The 16,225-nt window shown below is 65.4% G+C and carries 13 protein-coding genes; 6 read left to right on the forward strand and 7 right to left on the reverse strand.

What is annotated here, in order from left to right; all coding sequences use genetic code 11:
* Positions 1-182: 182 nt before the first annotated feature.
* Positions 183-2,204: a protein-disulfide reductase DsbD gene (dsbD, locus tag CLAM6_RS04180; protein WP_242007741.1), complete on the reverse strand. Its 2,022-nt coding sequence runs from the start codon at positions 2,202-2,204 to the stop codon at positions 183-185.
* 551 nt (positions 2,205-2,755) lie between these two features.
* Between dsbD and CLAM6_RS04185 the strand changes: the two genes are divergently transcribed.
* Positions 2,756-3,859: a DUF2333 family protein gene (locus CLAM6_RS04185; RefSeq protein WP_043331981.1), complete on the forward strand. Its 1,104-nt coding sequence runs from the start codon at positions 2,756-2,758 to the stop codon at positions 3,857-3,859.
* 134 nt (positions 3,860-3,993) lie between these two features.
* Here CLAM6_RS04185 and ppa read toward each other — a convergent pair whose 3' ends face one another.
* Complete coding sequence (gene ppa / locus CLAM6_RS04190) at positions 3,994-4,524, reverse strand: inorganic diphosphatase (protein ID WP_043331979.1); 531 nt, start codon at positions 4,522-4,524, stop codon at positions 3,994-3,996.
* A 266-nt stretch (positions 4,525-4,790) separates the two neighbouring features.
* Between ppa and CLAM6_RS04195 the strand changes: the two genes are divergently transcribed.
* Both CLAM6_RS04195 and CLAM6_RS04200 read left to right on the forward strand, forming a co-directional pair.
* Positions 4,791-6,518, forward strand: a complete 1,728-nt coding sequence (locus CLAM6_RS04195; RefSeq protein WP_043331977.1) for a bifunctional protein-serine/threonine kinase/phosphatase — start codon at positions 4,791-4,793, stop codon at positions 6,516-6,518.
* A 47-nt stretch (positions 6,519-6,565) separates the two neighbouring features.
* Positions 6,566-7,222 carry an NAD(P)H-binding protein gene (locus CLAM6_RS04200; protein WP_153635228.1) on the forward strand — a complete coding sequence of 219 codons (657 nt, stop codon included), beginning with the start codon at positions 6,566-6,568 and terminating at the stop codon, positions 7,220-7,222.
* Between the two features lie 168 nt (positions 7,223-7,390).
* Here CLAM6_RS04200 and CLAM6_RS04205 read toward each other — a convergent pair whose 3' ends face one another.
* On the reverse strand, positions 7,391-8,653 hold the full coding sequence (locus CLAM6_RS04205; RefSeq protein ID WP_043331973.1) for a 6-phosphofructokinase: 1,263 nt from the start codon (positions 8,651-8,653) through the stop codon (positions 7,391-7,393).
* A 194-nt stretch (positions 8,654-8,847) separates the two neighbouring features.
* Here CLAM6_RS04205 and mpl point away from each other — a divergent pair, with 194 nt between their 5' ends.
* From mpl to CLAM6_RS04220, 3 genes are all read left to right on the forward strand, one after another.
* Positions 8,848-10,290: a UDP-N-acetylmuramate:L-alanyl-gamma-D-glutamyl-meso-diaminopimelate ligase gene (mpl, locus tag CLAM6_RS04210; protein ID WP_153635229.1), complete on the forward strand. Its 1,443-nt coding sequence runs from the start codon at positions 8,848-8,850 to the stop codon at positions 10,288-10,290.
* Positions 10,287-10,940 (forward strand): flavin prenyltransferase UbiX, encoded by a 654-nt coding sequence (locus tag CLAM6_RS04215; protein ID WP_153635230.1) that lies wholly within the window; start codon positions 10,287-10,289, stop codon positions 10,938-10,940. The genes mpl and CLAM6_RS04215 overlap by 4 nt, the downstream gene beginning before the upstream one ends.
* Positions 10,941-11,025: 85 nt before the next feature.
* The gene (locus tag CLAM6_RS04220; protein WP_172978620.1) at positions 11,026-11,655 is read left to right on the forward strand and encodes a LysE family translocator; all 630 of its coding nucleotides are present in this window, start codon (positions 11,026-11,028) and stop codon (positions 11,653-11,655) included.
* Positions 11,656-11,747: 92 nt separating this feature from the next.
* Here CLAM6_RS04220 and CLAM6_RS04225 read toward each other — a convergent pair whose 3' ends face one another.
* From CLAM6_RS04225 to CLAM6_RS04240, 4 genes are all read right to left on the reverse strand, one after another.
* Complete coding sequence (locus CLAM6_RS04225) at positions 11,748-12,626, reverse strand: DMT family transporter (protein ID WP_054555037.1); 879 nt, start codon at positions 12,624-12,626, stop codon at positions 11,748-11,750.
* Positions 12,627-12,748: 122 nt separating this feature from the next.
* On the reverse strand, positions 12,749-14,221 hold the full coding sequence (locus CLAM6_RS04230; RefSeq protein WP_242007742.1) for a bifunctional DedA family/phosphatase PAP2 family protein: 1,473 nt from the start codon (positions 14,219-14,221) through the stop codon (positions 12,749-12,751).
* On the reverse strand, positions 14,218-15,177 hold the full coding sequence (locus tag CLAM6_RS04235; RefSeq protein ID WP_153635231.1) for a diguanylate cyclase domain-containing protein: 960 nt from the start codon (positions 15,175-15,177) through the stop codon (positions 14,218-14,220). Before CLAM6_RS04235 ends, CLAM6_RS04230 begins: the two co-directional genes overlap by 4 nt.
* Positions 15,177-16,193 (reverse strand): hypothetical protein, encoded by a 1,017-nt coding sequence (locus CLAM6_RS04240; RefSeq protein WP_153635232.1) that lies wholly within the window; start codon positions 16,191-16,193, stop codon positions 15,177-15,179. The genes CLAM6_RS04235 and CLAM6_RS04240 overlap by 1 nt, the downstream gene beginning before the upstream one ends.
* Positions 16,194-16,225 lie beyond the last annotated feature (32 nt).

The following is a 16,225-nucleotide window of genomic DNA, read 5'->3' on the forward strand; positions in this document are numbered from 1 at the left end:
ACCGTCACTATCCACGACGTTTACCTATTGAGCGCAGGCTGTTGCCGTAGTGACGCGGATTCTGCCGAAATTCTCGAACGCTGTCCAGTTTGGCACTGAACCGAAGATTTTGCCGCATTCTTCGTCCTCGCGTGCGTCTCGACAGCAACTGCCCCGCGCCGGGCCTGTGGCAGACACGCCGCTCAGTTCGCGCGCTGTGACGTGCCGCGCAGCTGATCCAGCACCGCTGTCAGGTGCTGGCCGAGCTGGCTGGCGTTGACCTCCCCCTGGATGCGCGCCGCCTTGAGCTCGCGTTCATCGGCGAAGAACAGCAGGCTAGGAGGGCCGAACAGGCCGAATTGCTTGAGCAGTGCCTGGGTCGCGGCCCCGGTACTGGTGACGTCGGCGCGAATCAGGTGGAACTGGCGCAACTGGCTGGCGACCTTGGGGAAGACCTCGCGCTCCATCACCTTGCACGAGATGCACCAGTCGGCGTAGTAGTCGACGAACACCGGCTGGCCGCGGCTGGCGGCCAGTGCCAGTTCTCGCTCGAGCTCGCTCATGTCGCTGACGGTGGTGAAGTCCAGTGACGTCTCGGCGGCCTGCCCGGATGATGTGCCGCCAGTGAAGGGGGCCAGCGGGCGCAACGGGTCGCTTGCGCCGCCTGCCACGCCCAGCAGGCTGATCATGCCCCAGCCCAGCGCGACCAGTCCCAGTGCCTGACGGGCACGCGCCCAGCCTCGGGTCTGTGTGCTGAGCGCCCCCAGCGCCACGCCGGTGCCGATGGCCAGAATGGCCCAGCCCAGCACCGCCAGCGAGGCCGGCAGCAAGCGCTCCACTAGCCACAACGCCACCCCCAGCAGCAGGATACCGAAGGCCTGCTTGATGCCCTCCATCCAGCCGCCGGCCCTGGGCAGCAGGCTGGCGCCGAAGGTGCCGACCAGAATCAACGGCACGCCCATGCCCAGCCCCAGCGCGAAGAGTGCCAGCCCGCCGGTCAGGGCATCGCCACTGGCGGAAAGATAGACCAGTGCACCGGCCAGAGGTGCCGAGACGCAGGGCGATACCACGAGTACCGATAACGCGCCTGCCAGCGCCAGTCCGCCGGGGCCGGCATTCATCAGCCGTCCTTGCAGCGCGTCGAGCCGTGAGTGCATGCCGCTGGGCAGGCGCAGAGTGAAGGCGCCGAACATGGCCAGCGCGAACAGCACGAACAAGGCAGCGAAGGGAATCAGTACAGCCGGTGCCTGCAGATGCGCCTGCAGGTTGAGCCCCGCGCCGAACAGTCCCATCAAGGTGCCGGCCGCGGCGTAGGTCAGGGCCATGCCCAGGGCGTAGCTCGTGGAGAGCAGCAAGGCGCGCGGGCGGCTGGGGCGCTGGCCGACGATGATCGAACTCAGGATCGGAATCATCGGCAGCACGCAGGGCGTGAAGGTCAGCCCGAGACCGGCGAGGAAGAACAGCCCTAGAGCCGTCAGCAGGCTGGCATCCGCGAACAGTGCGCTGAAGCCGGCATCGGTGCCGCTGATCGGGGCTGTTGTAGTGCGACTTTCCGTCGACGCCGTCGTATCGCTCGACTGGCTGGCGGTCGGCATCAGTTGCGCGAACGGGGCAGGGGCACTCTGCTCACCGGCCTGCAGCGTGACGGTCTCCGGCGGATAGCAGAGCCCGGCATCGGCGCAGCCCTGGAAGGTGATGGAGAGCGGGACCGGGCCGCTGGCCGGTGTGTCGTCACGCACTGCCTTGCCAGAGGAGGCGCTCATAAGCGGGATGCGAATGACCAGCGCATCGTGGAAGACATGCACCTCGCCCATGTAGGGGTCGTTCTTCAGCTCTCCCGGCGGCAGGTCGGCGTCGCCCAGAGCGACCTGGTCGCTGGTGGTCGCGAAGCTGAACTGATGCCGGTAGAGGTAATAGCCTTCGGCACTGGTGAAGCCGACATACAGGGTGTCGCCCTCGCGCCAGCTGCGCGGCTTGAAGGCTTCACTGACCGGCAGGAAATCGCCCTGATTGCTGCCGCCGAACAGGCTGGACGCCGCACCGCTGGAGCCGCTGCCGGCGTTTGAACTTGAGCCTGAGCCTGAGCTGAACAGGCCGGCATTGGCGGGCAGCGCCGTCATCGCCTGCGCGACCACCAGCGCGATTGCCAGCAGGGTTGCCAGCAATGCAGGGCCCAGCAGGCGTGAGAACGCGGAGGGGCATGCGCGGCCCGTTGGCAGCGCCATGCTGACTTTCAAGAACGAACGAAGCACGAAAGCATCCTTATACAGTGCCGAAAGAACATCCTGCAGGCCTCAAGGCACCGCAGTCTCGCGCCGCCTTCATCCTGCTCGGGGGCGAGCGCTGGATCGAGAGCAGGCCCATCATCGCCGCGCACGACTTGCACGCGGATGAATGTGCCACCATGTAGCAGACATCCCGCTCGTGTGAGGGCGTGTGAGGGCGTGTGAGGGCGTATCGGGCTCGAGTGGTGAAGCCGCCTGCGCGGGTGGCAGTCTGGCCCTCGGCTCGTACCGCGGCTCAGCCCGCGACTCACTCCGCAACTCGGTCCACGACCAGGCCCGTGGCCCGGCCCGCAATCCGGAGCGCATCGCACCTTGCCACAGAACCGGCACTTCACCGAGTGCGACTGGCACGTGCAGGGGCGCATGATAGGATAGGACGTACGTCATGAGTACCGGCGCTGGGTGCATCGGCGCGGCTCACATCCGTTCAGGCAGGTCTGACTCGTCTCTCACACGGCTTTTTCTACAAGGCTTCATACAAGGAAGAACGCATGGCCCTATTCGGTAAAGGCAGCAAGCGCGGCGCCAATCGCGATGTGCTGGAAACGCCTCAGTATGGCTGGATCTGGAAACCACTGATCGGGCTGTTCGTCATTTACCTGCTGGTCTGCGTTGGCCTTGGTATCTACTGGAGCAGTGAACCGGACGAGTTCAACATCGATCAGGCCACGCGCACCGAACTGGCTCGCGTGCACGGGCTGGCCGCGCCGGTGGCCAAGGTCGAGGGTGAAGAGCCGGCACCGGCTTTCGAGACCCTGCCGACAGGCACCGCGACCGTCGCCACCCTGATGAAACTCAACGACACCCTGCTGCACAAGCCGGGCGGTTATCTCAAGAATGATGTGGCGCCGCCGGGGCTGATGCTCGACAACATGCCCAACTGGGAATATGGCGTGCTGGTACAGGTGCGCGACATGACGCGTGAGCTGCGCAAGGAATTCAGCCGCTCGCAGTCCCAGTCCAGCGATGACAAGGCGCTGGGCAAGGCCGAATCCCTGCTGTTCATCGATGCCAATGCCTGGATGCTGCCGGAAGCCGAGCACGAATATGCCGACGCCAACCGTGAGCTGGGCGACTACCTCAAGCGTCTGAGCGATGACACCCAGAACAACGGCCAGTTCTACGCGCGTGCCGACAACCTGGTGGCCTGGCTGTCGGATGTCGAGAATCGCCTCGGTTCCCTGTCCCAGCGCCTGTCGGCGAGTGTCGGCAAGTCGCAGCTCAACCTGAGCCTGGCCGGCGACAAGAGCGCCACCTCGGCCAAGAGCACCCAGACGGAAGAAGAGATCAAGACGCCGTGGCTCGAGATCGACGATGTCTTCTATCAGGCACGCGGCACCTCCTGGGCGCTGATCCATCTGCTCAAGGCTGTGCGTCATGACTTCCAGGGCGTGCTGGAAGACAAGAACGCGCTGACCTCCATCGACCAGATCATCCGTGAGCTGGAAGCGACTCAGACCGATATCGGCAGCCCGATCATCCTCAATGGCTCCGGCTTCGGCTTCTTCGCCAACCATTCGCTGGTGATGGCCAACTACGTCGCGCGTGCCAACTCCGCGATCAGTGACCTGCGCAGCCTGCTCGAGAAGGGCTGATCCCGTGACGCCCGATGCCGCCTGAGGGTTCTCCTCACCGGTGTCGGGCGTGACCCGGAAACGAAAAAGCCCCCGTCATTGACGGGGGCTTTCTTGCATCGTGATGCCTGAATCGCGCATCACTTCAGAAGGACTCAGTCCTTCTGGTAGGCAGCGGCTGCCTTCTCGATCGCGGCACGGGCGGCATCAGCACCGTCCCAGGAGTCGATCTTGACCCACTTGCCTTTCTCGAGATCCTTGTAGTTCTCGAAGAAGTGCGCGATCTGCTGACGCAGCAGTTCCGGCAGATCAGTGACTTCCTGGACGTCGTCGTACAGGGAGGTCAGCTTCTGGTGCGGGACGCAGACCAGCTTGGCGTCTTCACCGGCTTCGTCGCTCATGTTGAGCACGCCGACCGGACGCGCACGGATGACGCTGCCCGGTGCGACCGGATACGGGGTCACGACCAGCGCGTCGAGGGCATCGCCATCGTCGGCCAGGGTGTTCGGGATGTAGCCGTAGTTGGCCGGGTAGAACATCGGGGTGGCCATGAAACGATCCACCATGAGCGCATCGATGTCCTTGTCGATCTCGTACTTGATCGGCGCGTGATTGGCCGGAATCTCGATCGCTACGTAGACGTCGTTCGGCAATTCCTTGCCAGCGGGGATCTTGTCGAAACTCATTGTCGAGTCCTTGGGTTTGCGGGTTGAAGGCCTGCGGGTCAAAATTCCGCTGAATTATACGAACTGGCAGACCGTTTTGCCATTATGCCACGCTCGATCGCCTTGCGTTGCACCAACGAGTGGTGGCACTGCAGGCTGACTCGGGTAACACTTGGGGCCGTCCAGCGCGGCGCAACGGCGATTGCGTGTTTCAGCGTCGGGCTGGCGCAGCGTCACCACCGCATGCATGAAACGTAACGGCAGGATCGAGACGCAAGGAGACCGCCTTGGCGGATGCAGAGCTTTCACTCAGTTACGGTCAGGCCTTCGTGGCTCCCGACCGCAAGCGTCATCGCAGCTCGATGTCGCTGGAGATACCGCTGGAGCGCGGCCCGCTGGCGGCCAAGGGCGGCTGTGCGCTGATCGCCGACACCACCAGCAAGAACGCGATTGCCAAGCAGGCCGGTGACCTTGCCGTGCGTGGCTTTCTGGCCGATTACTTCGCCACGCCCGACAACTGGAGCGTCAAGTATTCCGCGACCCGCGTGCTGCGGGCGCTGAACAGCTGGTGTTACAGCCAGAGCCGCTTCGTGCGGGGCGGCAGTTACGTGACCTCGATTTCCGCCGTCGTCTTCCGGGGCCAGTCGGCGCATCTGTTCCATGCCGGTGACACGGTGGTCTTCCGGCTGCGTGGCGGCGAGTTCGAGCAGATCTCGCGTGACCATGTCACCGATCTCGGCGGCTATCGATATCCGTCGCGGGCGCTGGGCATGGATGTCAGCCTCGACATCGACTACATCGAGCTGCCGCTCAAGCAGGGCGATATCTTCCTGTTCACCACCCAGGCGGTGCGCGGCACCCTGCTGCCTTCCGATTTCGTGTCACTGATTCGCGATGACGTCTCGGATCTCGATGCCGCCAGTGAGCGCCTGGCGCATGCCGCGGCGGACCGCGCCGATGAGCGCGGCTACACGGCCGATCAGTTCTGCTTCCAGCTGGTGCGCATCGATCGACTGGCGACTGCCTCTGACGATACGCCGGGGCGCGTCTATGGCGACCTGCCGGTGCCGCGTGAGCTGGAGCCGGGCGACCGCATCGATGGCCTGGAAGTGATGGAGGTCATGTCGCGCAGTGCGCGGGTACGCGTCTACAAGGTGCGTGATCTCAAGAGCCGGCGCGTGATGGTGATGAAGGCGCCTAGCCCGGAGCTGTCGCTCAAGAACGCCTATCTCGAGCACTTCCTGCTCCAGCAGTGGGTGGTGGACCGCGTCAGCTCGCCCTTCGTGGTCAAGGTGGTGGAGCCGTCACGTCCGCGTGATCACCTCTACTATCTGCTTGAACATCTGGAGGCGCAGACACTGACCGAATGGGCGCGCATGCACCCGCAGGCCAATCTCGAGCAGCGTCTCGACATCGCGCGTCAGCTTGGCAAGGCCGTGCATGCCCTCAATCGTCGTGAGGTGCTGCACCAGCTGATCCACCCCGACAACGTGATGATCGACCGTCATGGCAAGGTGGTGCTGGTCGATTTCGGCGCCTGCCATCTGCGTGAGGGGGATGGCCACGAGAGCGCCGGTCCGCTGGCGCGTCAGGTCGGCCTGACCGAGCACAGCGCGCCGGAATATGCGCTTGGTGCCGATGTCAGTCGTCGCAGCGATCAATACGGCCTGGCCTCGGTGATCTACTGGCTGCTGACCGGCATGCAGCCCTACGCCCAGTCGATGGAGCAGCTGCGCACCCATACCGATCTCGAGCTGCTGGAGTATCAGCCAGCCCGCATGCGCAATCCCCAGGTGCCACAGATCCTGGACGATGCCCTCAGGCGCGCCCTGGACCCGCAACGCACCCTGCGCTATCGCCGCCTGTCTGAGCTGCTTTACGCGCTGCGCCTGCCGCAGCAGGACCCCGGCAAGGCGCTGACGCCCTCGGAGGCGATACGTGAACCTGCCAATTTCTGGCAGGGCGTCGCCGGCATCCTGCTGTTGCTGCTGGTGCTGTCCTGGCTGCTGAAGTGAGTGCAGGGCCTGATGGCGCTCAAGGCCATGGTGGGAGGAAGAGGTGTATGGGGCAGACCGCGATCGTGATCGGGGCGACCGGCGTGGTCGGGCGCGAGGTGGTGGCTGAGCTGATCGCCTGCGAGGCCATCGCCCGAGTCATCACGCTGACGCGCCGGCCGGTGCCTGGCGACTCTGACAAGGTCGAGAACCATGTGGTCGACTTCGCGCGCCTGGAAGACTGGGCCCACTGTTTCCAGGCGGACCTGCTGTTCTCGTGCCTGGGCACCACGCTCAAGCAGGCGGGGTCGCTCGAGGCTCAGCGGCGTGTCGATATCGATCATCAACTGAGTGCCGCTCGGCTGGCGGCCGCCCAGGGAGTGACGCACTACCTGCTGGTGTCCTCCAGCGGCGCCAATCACGCGAGCCGCAATGGCTACCTCAGGATGAAGGGCGAGCTGGAAGTGGCCATCAAGGCGCTGCCCTTTGCGCATATCAGTGTCTTCCAGCCGTCATTGCTGGTGGGGGAGCGCAGCGAGTTCCGCCTGGGCGAGACGCTGGGTCGCTATCTGTTGCCGTTGCTCACCCGCTTGCCGGGCTTGCAGCGCTATCGACCGATCCGTGGCGCTCAGGTGGCGGCACGTATGGTCGAGGTCAGCCAGTGTCAGCAGCAGGCGCATGCGGTGTACCGGCTGGAGGAGGTGTTTCCCCGTCCCCCCGCATGACAACTGACAGCCATAAAAAAGCCCCGCACAGTTGCCTGTGCGGGGCTTTTTTACACTCGCTTCACTGTCATGACCGGCTCTGTCAACGACCGGGGCAGTCAGCTATCGGGTCAGTCAGCAACTGGCCGTGTCAGCGCCGGACCAGTCAGGCGCATCAAAGTCAGGCGATCAGATCGTGAACGGTGTCAGCTTCTTCTCGACCTTGGCCAGCGTGAGCCTGGCGACCGCCGGCAGACCATTGACGAACGGCGGGAAGTCCTCGCCCTGGATCAGCGGCGACAGATATTCGCGGCAGGCATCGGTGATGTAGAAGCCATCTTCGGTGATGAACTCCAGCGGCATGAACTTCTCGTGGTTGGCGATCTGCTCCAGCGGCGCCTCGATGATGTCCCAGGCGTAGTCAGCGCCATCGCCGAGGCGACGGATCGCCGGCATCACGGCATTCTTGCCGGCCAGGGCCATCTCGACGGCGGCACGGCCAGTGGCGTAGGCCTGCTCGACGTCGGTCCTGGAGGCGATGTGACGCGCTGCGCGCTGCAGGTAGTCGGCCACCGCCCAGTGGTACTTGTAGCCCAGGTCCTGCTTGACCATGCCGGCCAGTGTCGGCGCGACGCCGCCCAGCTGACGGTGGCCGAAGGCATCGGTGTTGCCGGCATCGGCCAGGAAGGTGCCATCTTCGTAACGCGCACCTTCGGAGACCACTACCACGCAGTAGCCGTGTTCCTTGACGCAGGCATCGACGCGCGCCATGAATTCCTTGCGATGGAAGGCGACTTCCGGGAAGACGACGATGTGCGGCGGCTGGGTGGCATCTTCACCGGCCAGGGCGCCGGCAGCGGCGATCCAGCCCGCGTGACGACCCATGACTTCCAGGATGAACACCTTGGTGGAGGTGGCGCACATGGAGGCGATGTCGAGACCGGCTTCACGGGTGGAGGTGGCGATGTACTTGGCCACGCTGCCGAAGCCCGGCGAGTTGTCGGTGATCGGCAGGTCGTTGTCCACGGTCTTCGGCACGTGGATGGCCTGGATCGGGTAGCCCATGGTCTCGGCCAGCTGAGAGACCTTCAGGCAGGTATCGGCGCTGTCGCCGCCACCGTTGTAGAAGAAGTAACGGATGTCGTGGGCCTTGAACACCTCGATCAGACGCTCGTACTGGGTACGGTGGTCCTCGATGCTCTTGAGCTTGTAGCGGCAGGAGCCGAAGGCCCCGCCCGGCGTGTGGCGCAGCGCGGCGATGTTCTCGTCGCTTTCCTGGCTGACGTCGATCAGGTCTTCGGTCAGGGCACCGATGATGCCGTTGTGACCGGCATACAGCTTGCCGATCTGGTCGCCGTTTTCACGAGCGGCTTCGATGACGCCACAGGCACTGGCGTTGATGACGGCGGTAACGCCACCGGACTGGGCGTAGAAGGCATTGTGCTGGGGCATGGGCTTCTCGTCTCTGCTTCCTTGTCATGGTCTTGAACGGGCTGGCGCTTACCCGCCGCATCATATCCGAAAGACATGACCCCTGCACGACGCCCGAATGCCACTGGGGGTGTCGTCCATCCCTGACAGGCCGCGCGCTACTCGCCGCCTGGCGGGCGTGCTAGGCTGCTCGGGCTTCCGGATTGGAGAAACAGATGCACCTTCACGTCATCGGTATTTGCGGTACCTTCATGGGCTCTCTGGCGCTGCTGGCGCGCGCGCGCGGTCATCGCGTCACGGGGAGCGATGCCAACGTCTATCCGCCCATGAGCACACAGCTGGCCGAGGCCGGTATCACCCTGATGGAAGGCTATGCGGCCGACAATCTCGTCCCCGCGCCTGATCTCACGGTGGTCGGCAATGCTGTCTCGCGCGGCAACCCCGAAGTCGAGGCGCTGCTCGAGCGTGGGTTGGCCTATACCTCCGGCCCGCAATGGCTGTGTGACGAGGTGCTGACCGGCCGTCCGGTGATCGCCATCGCCGGCACCCACGGCAAGACCACCACCGCGACCATGACCGCCTGGATTCTCGAATGCGCGGGCCTCGCGCCGGGCTATCTGATCGGTGGCGTGCCGCCGCAGCTGGGCGATTCCGCACGTATCGGCGACCCCCGGGCGCCCTTCGTGGTCGAGGCCGATGAATACGACACGGCCTTCTTCGACAAGCGCTCCAAGTTCGTGCATTACCGGCCGCGCATCGCCTTGCTCAACAATCTCGAGTTCGATCACGCCGACATCTTCCCGGATCTCGCCGCCATCGAGCGTCAGTTCCACCACCTGGTACGTACCGTGCCGGCAGGCGGCAAGCTGGTGGTCGCGGCGGACGCCGTCGCCGGTGCCGAGGCGCTGGAGCGCGTGCTGGATCAAGGCTGCTGGACGCCGGTGGCGCGCTTCGGCGATGAGAGCGGCATCGAGAATGCCGGTGGCGACTGGCGCTATCGCCTGATCAGTGCCGACGGCAGTCACTTCGCGCTGGCACCGCCGTTTGATGACTCAGGCGAGGCGGATCGCTTCGTCGAGTGCCAGTGGGCGATGCGCGGGCGCCACAACGTTGCCAATGCCTGCGCCGCCGTGGCCGCGGCCGTCGAATGCGGCGTGAGTCTTGCGGTGGCACTGGAGGCGCTCGCACGCTTCGCGCCTCCCAGGCGTCGCCAGGAGCTGCGCGGTGAGGTGGCAGGCGTCAAGGTCATCGATGACTTCGCGCACCACCCGACCGCCATCGCCACCACGCTCGAGGGCCTGGCGCCGGGCGTTGCGGCCGAAGGGCAGGGCGGTCGCCTGTGGGCGGTGATCGAACCGCGCTCCAATACCATGAAGCTCGGCACCATGAAGGCGCGTCTGCCGGCTTCAGTGACCGCGGCCGACCGCGTCAGCTGGTTCGCGGGCCCCAGCCTTGGCTGGTCATTGGAGGAGACGGTCAGCGAGTGCCGCGCGCTCGGCGTGGAGGCGGAGGTCGAGCAGGACCTCGATGCCCTGATCGCGAAGATCGCCAATCAATCCCGCGCCGGCGACTGGGTGGTGGTGATGTCCAATGGCGGCTTCGGCGGTATCCACGAGCGCCTTCTGGCGGCGCTGGCAGCACGTGAAGGTGAAGCATGAAAACGCAAGCGACAGCCCCAGAGGGCGAGTTCAAGTCGGCGGTCACCGTCGCGCTGACCGGGGCCTCCGGTGCCCAGTACGGCCTGCGCCTGATCGAGTGTCTGGTCGCGGCCGGTCATGAAGTGATGGTGATGGTCTCCAAGGCGGCGCACATGGTGATCGCCACCGAGACCGACGAGGAGCTGCCGGCGCGCCCGGCGCGTCTCACCGAGGTGCTCACGCAGCGCTACGCCGCCAGACCCGGCCAGATTCGCTGCTTCGGACGCGAGGACTGGATGGCCCCGGTGGCCTCCGGCTCCGGCGCGCCGAGCGCCATGGTGGTGTGTCCGTGTTCCACCGGCTCGCTGTCCGCGATCGCGACCGGGGCCAGCAACAACCTGATCGAGCGCGCCGCCGATGTGGCCCTCAAGGAGCGCCGCATGCTGATTCTGGTGCCGCGCGAGACGCCGTTCTCGGCCATCCATCTTGAACACATGCTGAGTCTGACGCGCATGGGCGCCGTCATCCTGCCCGCCGCGCCCGGCTTCTATCATCGCCCGCAGACCCTCGATGACATGATCGATTTCATCGTCGCGCGCATTCTCAACCAGCTGGGAATCTCGCATGCGCTGATGCCGCGCTGGGGCGAGGGGCATGTCAGCGGCGATTGAAGGGCGGTCAGTCGATCCGCTCGGGTGAGAGCTTGTCAGAGGCGTCCCTCTGGCACTGCTTCAGACTGTGCAAGGAGAGCAGGGAATGCTGAATTGGTCATTGTTGTCGGTGTTCGTGCCGACGTTCTTTCTGGTCTCGCTGACGCCGGGCATGTGCATGACGCTGGCGATGACCCTGGGCATGACCCAGGGCGTCAAGCGCACCCTGTGGATGATGGTGGGCGAACTGCTGGGCGTCGGGCTGGTGGCGGTGTCGGCGGTGATCGGCGTCGCGACCATCATGCTGCGCTATCCGATGGTGTTCTCGGCCTTCAAGTTGGCGGGGGGCGCCTACCTTGCCTGGCTGGGGATCCAGATGTGGCGCTCACGTGGCCGCCTGGCCCTGGGGGGGGAAGGGGAGGATGCGGCGGCACCGCGCGCCTCGCGCCGTGCTCTGGCCGCACAGGGCTTCGTTACCGCGATCGCCAATCCCAAGGGCTGGGCGTTCTTTATCGCGCTGTTGCCGCCGTTTCTGGATGCCAGCCTGCCGCTGGCGCCGCAGTTGATCGCGCTGGTCGGCATCATCCTGACGCTGGAATTCACCTGCCTGCTGCTCTACGCCGGCGGTGGCAGCAGCCTGGCGCGCTGGCTGGGGCGTGGCTCGCGTGTGCGCCTGATGAACCGCGTGGCCGGCACGCTGATGATCGGCGTGGGAATCTGGCTCGCGACCGGTTGATCTCGGCATGACTGAGCCAGGCATTGCAGCTTGTAAATACATCAAGGCCCGCCATTGGCGGGCCTTGATGCATTCAGGGGCGCGGCTTTGATTCAGCTGCGGCGCAGGGTCTCAAGTGCTGCCGCCGCCACGATGAAGCTGCCGCCGACCAGCGTCAGCCAGGTGGGCACCTCGCCGAGAATCAACCACGCCAGCAGCACGCCGTAGACGGGTTGCAGGCAGCCGATCATGCCGACGGTCTTGGCCTTGAGGCCGCCGAGGGCGAAGGTCATCAGTGCATGCGGCGCAGCCGTGAAGACGATGGCCAGCACCAGCATGGCGATCCCCGTCGAGGGGCTGGCATCCATGATCTCGCCGGAGACGAATGGCAGCGTCAGCACCACGACGCCCAGCGCCTGCAGGCTCATTGACAGCACCGGATTGAGGTGGCTGAGACGGTAGCGCACCAGCAGATTGCGCGCCGCGAACAACAGGCCCGAGAACACGCCCCATAACACTCCCGCCAGGCTGTCGCCCTGCGCGCTGCTGTCGCCGCCAGGGACGAGCAGCCAGACGCCGATGCAGACCAGCCCCGCTGCCGCCAGGTCCTTCGCTTTCAGGCGCGTGCCTTCCACCCAGGGCTCCAGCAGCACGATGAAGATGGGATAGGTGAACAGCGCCAGCATGCCGGTGGCCACGGAAGACACCTGCATCGAGTGAAAGTAGCTCACCCAGTGCGCGGCCATCAGCGCGGCGGCGATGCCCAGCAAGGCCCAGTCGCGCCCGCTCAGACGCAGCGAGACATGCCATTTCAGGCGCGCCAGCCACAGCAGGAACAGCCCCGCCAGCAGGCTGCGCCAGGTGGTGATATCGAGCGCCGAGAGGGGCACGCCTTTTGAGAACAGCGCCGTACCGCCGAGCAGCGCGATGCCGAGATGAATCGACATCAACGCCTGGGGCTGGTTGGCGGGAGGGGCAGCAGGGCCGGGCATGAGGTTCCTCGTCATCAGGGGGTAGTGAAAAAGCCGCCATCTCAGGCGGCTCATCGGTTTACAGCGCTATCACGGCAACGTTATCGCGACGGCCTGAGCGGCAGCAGTCTGATCGCGACAGACTAGAGCGGCAGCCAGACGAAGCGTGCCGCCAACAGCAGCAGGCTCGCCATGCTCAACCACAGCAGCGGGGCTGGCGATTCCAGGGGGGCCGAGGGCTGGCGCACGAAGGCGGGATAGCTGATGCGCACCAGCGCACAGACCAGCAGGCCCAGACAGGCACCGCCCAGCACATCGCTGAGGTAATGGACGCCAAGCGTGATGCGTGACAGGCCGACGAGCGTACAGGCGGCGATGGCTGCCCAGTAGATCCAGCGACGTCGCGAGGAGGGCTGGCGCTCGGCGATGAAGGCGGCGGCCAGTCCGAACACCGCTACGCTGCCGGCGGCATGGGCGCTGGGAAACGACATCGACCCTTCCAGGAAGGCGGGGGTATCCGGACGCGGGCGCTGGATCAGGTGCTTGAGCACGGTATTGGCGCTGGCGATGCCTAGCCAGGCGGCCGTCAGATGCAACCACACCGCATGGCGACCCTTGAGCAGCAGCCACACTAGCCACGGAGCCACGAGCGCTGCCAGGCCGGTGCCATCGGCGAGGCGAGACAGCACGAGGCTTGCCTCGCGCAGCCAGTCCTCGGGCATCAGTGAGGTGAGGCTTGCGGCCAGTGAGGCGGCCACGCGGTCGATCCACCACGGCTCGGGATGGGCCAGCACCGCCAGGCTCATGGCGGGCACGCTGATCACCGCAAAGATGAGCAGCGCCATCGAGGCGAGCGGAAACTCGCCCTCGGGGTCGGGATGACGCAGTTGCCACCATAGACGCCGCCCGGAAGGGCTGCGACGCATGCGGCGAGCCAGCCAATGATAGAGGCGGCCCTCGCGGCCCAGCTGGCGGCGCAGGAAGGAGAAGGCGAAGGCACAGGCGATCAGGCCGCTGGCCAGGCCGACCAGCAGGCCGTCGGCCCCTTCCGGCAGGGTGAACAGTGACTGCCAGGTCTGGCCCAGCAGATAGCCCGGCAGCAGGTAGGCCGGTGCCCAGGCCAGCGCCGAGAGGCCATTGACCAGGAAGAAGCGCGTCGGCGGCATGTCGAGCATGCCGGCGACCAGCGGGATGATCGGGCGCACCGGGCCGACGAAGCGCCCGAAGGCGATCGACCAGCTGCCGTGGCGATGAAAGAACTGCTGACCATGCTCGATCCACTCGGGATGGCGCGAGAAGGGCCAGCGGCCGGGCAGTTGATCGCGATAGCGGATGCCCAGCCAGAAGCTCACGCCATCGCCGATGATGGCGCCCAGCGCACCGGCGGCCAGCAATATCGGCAGCGAGAGTTCGAGATGCCCGGCCAGGGAGGCGCCGGCGGTGAGAATGACCACGCCCGGCACCAGCAGGCCGATGATGGCGAGAGATTCAAGCAGTGAGACCAGGCCGATGACGGCGACAAGGGCTGCCGGGTGATCGCTCAGCGTGGTCATCAGGGTGTCGATCATCACACTGGGGTTCAGCCAATGCAGCAGTGACGCAAGGGTGTCGCTCATTCATTGAGATCCATCAGGGCAAGCTGGCTGGCCAGCAGGCGTTGCTCGAGTTTCTGGGTGGTGTCATCGGCCTTGTACGTCACCAGGCGCGCGCGGGCAATGATGGAGCCGGTTTCCGGCTGTGTGGCCGCTGCCAGCGCCGCGGTCAGGCGTTCGCGCATGATCAGCGCTCCCGCCTCGCCGGTATTGGGCAGCATCAGCCAGAAGGACGACTTGTCGCTGCGGCACAGCAGGTCGCCCTGGCGCGAGACCTCCTGCATCACGTCGCAGGCCATCGCCAGGCATTCGACGCGCCTGTCCTCGCCGAACTGCTCGCCGAGCATGTCCAGTTGCGGCAGATAGACGACCAGAATGCTGAACGGTTGATCCAGCGCCCGCGCACGCGCCGCCTCACTGATCAGCCGTTGCTGGCCGGTGCGGGCGTTGAAGGCATTGCACTCGGTTTCCTCGCTGGCGGTCAGGCTCATGACACCCGCCTGCAGGCTGTTGATGACGAACGGCTGGCTGGCCACCAGCAGCAGACACAGGTAGCGCAGTATCTCGCCAAAGTTGTCTTCCTGGTGGCCCAATAGCCATAGCCACAGTGGTGCCAGCACCAGATTGAGCAGCATCGCCGGTGCCAGGGGCAGCAGCAGCAATGTCAGCACGCTGGGCAGCCCCAGCCACAGCGACATGCCCGGATAGGTGCCCGGTGCCTCGAGTGCCAGCATCAGATAGCTGGCAATCAGAGTCAGATAGGAAGGCAGCGGCTGCTCATCATCGAGGTGATTGAGGCCGGCGGCAATCGCCATCAGCAAGGTGGCCAGCACCGGCGTCAGGATATGCTCGAAATCGCCCACCAGGTAGCGCCACAGGGCATAGGTGGCGATCACCGCGGCGGCCAGCAGCATGATCAGTGTCTTGCGATTGGCGAGCTCCCGGCGCTCGCGATGGGCCAGGCTGTGCAGAGGAGACATCAGTGATCATTCCCCCGCGACGGTACCACGGCAACCTTGTCTGCCGCGCTGGCCGGTTTGAGGGTGTCTCGCCCATGGTCTGACAGGGCATCGTCTGACGAGGCATCGGCATCGGCAGGCTTGCGAGGCAGTGGCGGCAGCAGGGTGATCGGCTGCGGTTCATCGCTCAGGTGGGCGCTGAGGCGCTTGAGGTCCAGCGCGCTGGGGTCGCTGTCGTTGAGGGGCTGCACGCGGGCGCGGATCGGCATCGCGAGATGCTCGATCAACTGGCGACGGCGCAGACTGGCCATGCGCTCGCCGCGGGTGACCAGCAGGACGGCCAGTGCCCCGTCATCGAGCTGGTAGCGGGTCTCATGCGGCAGCGCGGCACTGTCGAGGGTGTTCATCAGGCGACGATTGGCCAGACGACCGGTCTTGACCGGTGCGAGCAGGATCAATTCGATATGGATGTCCTCGCGATCGGCACGGGCAATTTCCCGCGGCAGGTCGCGCATCAGCTGGTATTGTGACCAGATCGCGCGGTTGGAATCACGCCGACCACGCCGCTCCAGCTGCATCCAGACCTGCTGCTGGCGCCGTCCACCGATGGCACCGAGCGCCATCAGGGTCGCGGTGATGCCGATGCCCAGGCTCAGCCAGTCGCTGCCCAGCTGAGCGAGCGCCAGCCAGGTGGTCACCAGCCCGATCAGTGCACAGGCCGGTGCCAGCCAGCGCGGGCGCGGGTAGAGCAGCAGGACGGCAAAGCCCCACAGCCACATCAGGTGTTGCTGCGGGGCCAGCAGTACCAGCGCACTCATGATCAGCGCGACGCTGAGCATCACCAGCGTGCGGAACCAGCGCAGGGTGAACAGCTCGTGGGCGAGAGAGACCACCAACAACATCGTGCCGCCCACCGCCAGCAACAGGGCAGTGAGCGTCAGGCCGATACTGATCTGTCGTGCCGCTTCCAGCAGCAGCAATACAGAGCCGAGCAGACAGACGAACTGACTGAGACGGACTTTGAACTTGATCTCCATGGTGACTTATATTGGCACCTTTGCCGTGGATG

It is taken from the genome of Cobetia sp. AM6 (assembly GCF_009617955.1).
Taxonomy (GTDB): Bacteria; Pseudomonadota; Gammaproteobacteria; order Pseudomonadales; family Halomonadaceae; genus Cobetia; species Cobetia amphilecti.

Coding starts and splice junctions, on each gene's coding strand:
- dsbD (WP_242007741.1), bottom strand. CDS start 2,204: ATGGCGCTGCCAACGGGCCGCGCATGCCCCTCCGCGTTCTCACGCCTG.
- CLAM6_RS04185 (WP_043331981.1), top strand. CDS start 2,756: ATGGCCCTATTCGGTAAAGGCAGCAAGCGCGGCGCCAATCGCGATGTG.
- ppa (WP_043331979.1), bottom strand. CDS start 4,524: ATGAGTTTCGACAAGATCCCCGCTGGCAAGGAATTGCCGAACGACGTC.
- CLAM6_RS04200 (WP_153635228.1), top strand. CDS start 6,566: ATGGGGCAGACCGCGATCGTGATCGGGGCGACCGGCGTGGTCGGGCGC.
- CLAM6_RS04205 (WP_043331973.1), bottom strand. CDS start 8,653: ATGCCCCAGCACAATGCCTTCTACGCCCAGTCCGGTGGCGTTACCGCC.
- mpl (WP_153635229.1), top strand. CDS start 8,848: ATGCACCTTCACGTCATCGGTATTTGCGGTACCTTCATGGGCTCTCTG.
- CLAM6_RS04215 (WP_153635230.1), top strand. CDS start 10,287: ATGAAAACGCAAGCGACAGCCCCAGAGGGCGAGTTCAAGTCGGCGGTC.
- CLAM6_RS04220 (WP_172978620.1), top strand. CDS start 11,026: ATGCTGAATTGGTCATTGTTGTCGGTGTTCGTGCCGACGTTCTTTCTG.
- CLAM6_RS04225 (WP_054555037.1), bottom strand. CDS start 12,626: ATGCCCGGCCCTGCTGCCCCTCCCGCCAACCAGCCCCAGGCGTTGATG.
- CLAM6_RS04230 (WP_242007742.1), bottom strand. CDS start 14,221: ATGAGCGACACCCTTGCGTCACTGCTGCATTGGCTGAACCCCAGTGTG.
- CLAM6_RS04235 (WP_153635231.1), bottom strand. CDS start 15,177: ATGTCTCCTCTGCACAGCCTGGCCCATCGCGAGCGCCGGGAGCTCGCC.
- CLAM6_RS04240 (WP_153635232.1), bottom strand. CDS start 16,193: ATGGAGATCAAGTTCAAAGTCCGTCTCAGTCAGTTCGTCTGTCTGCTC.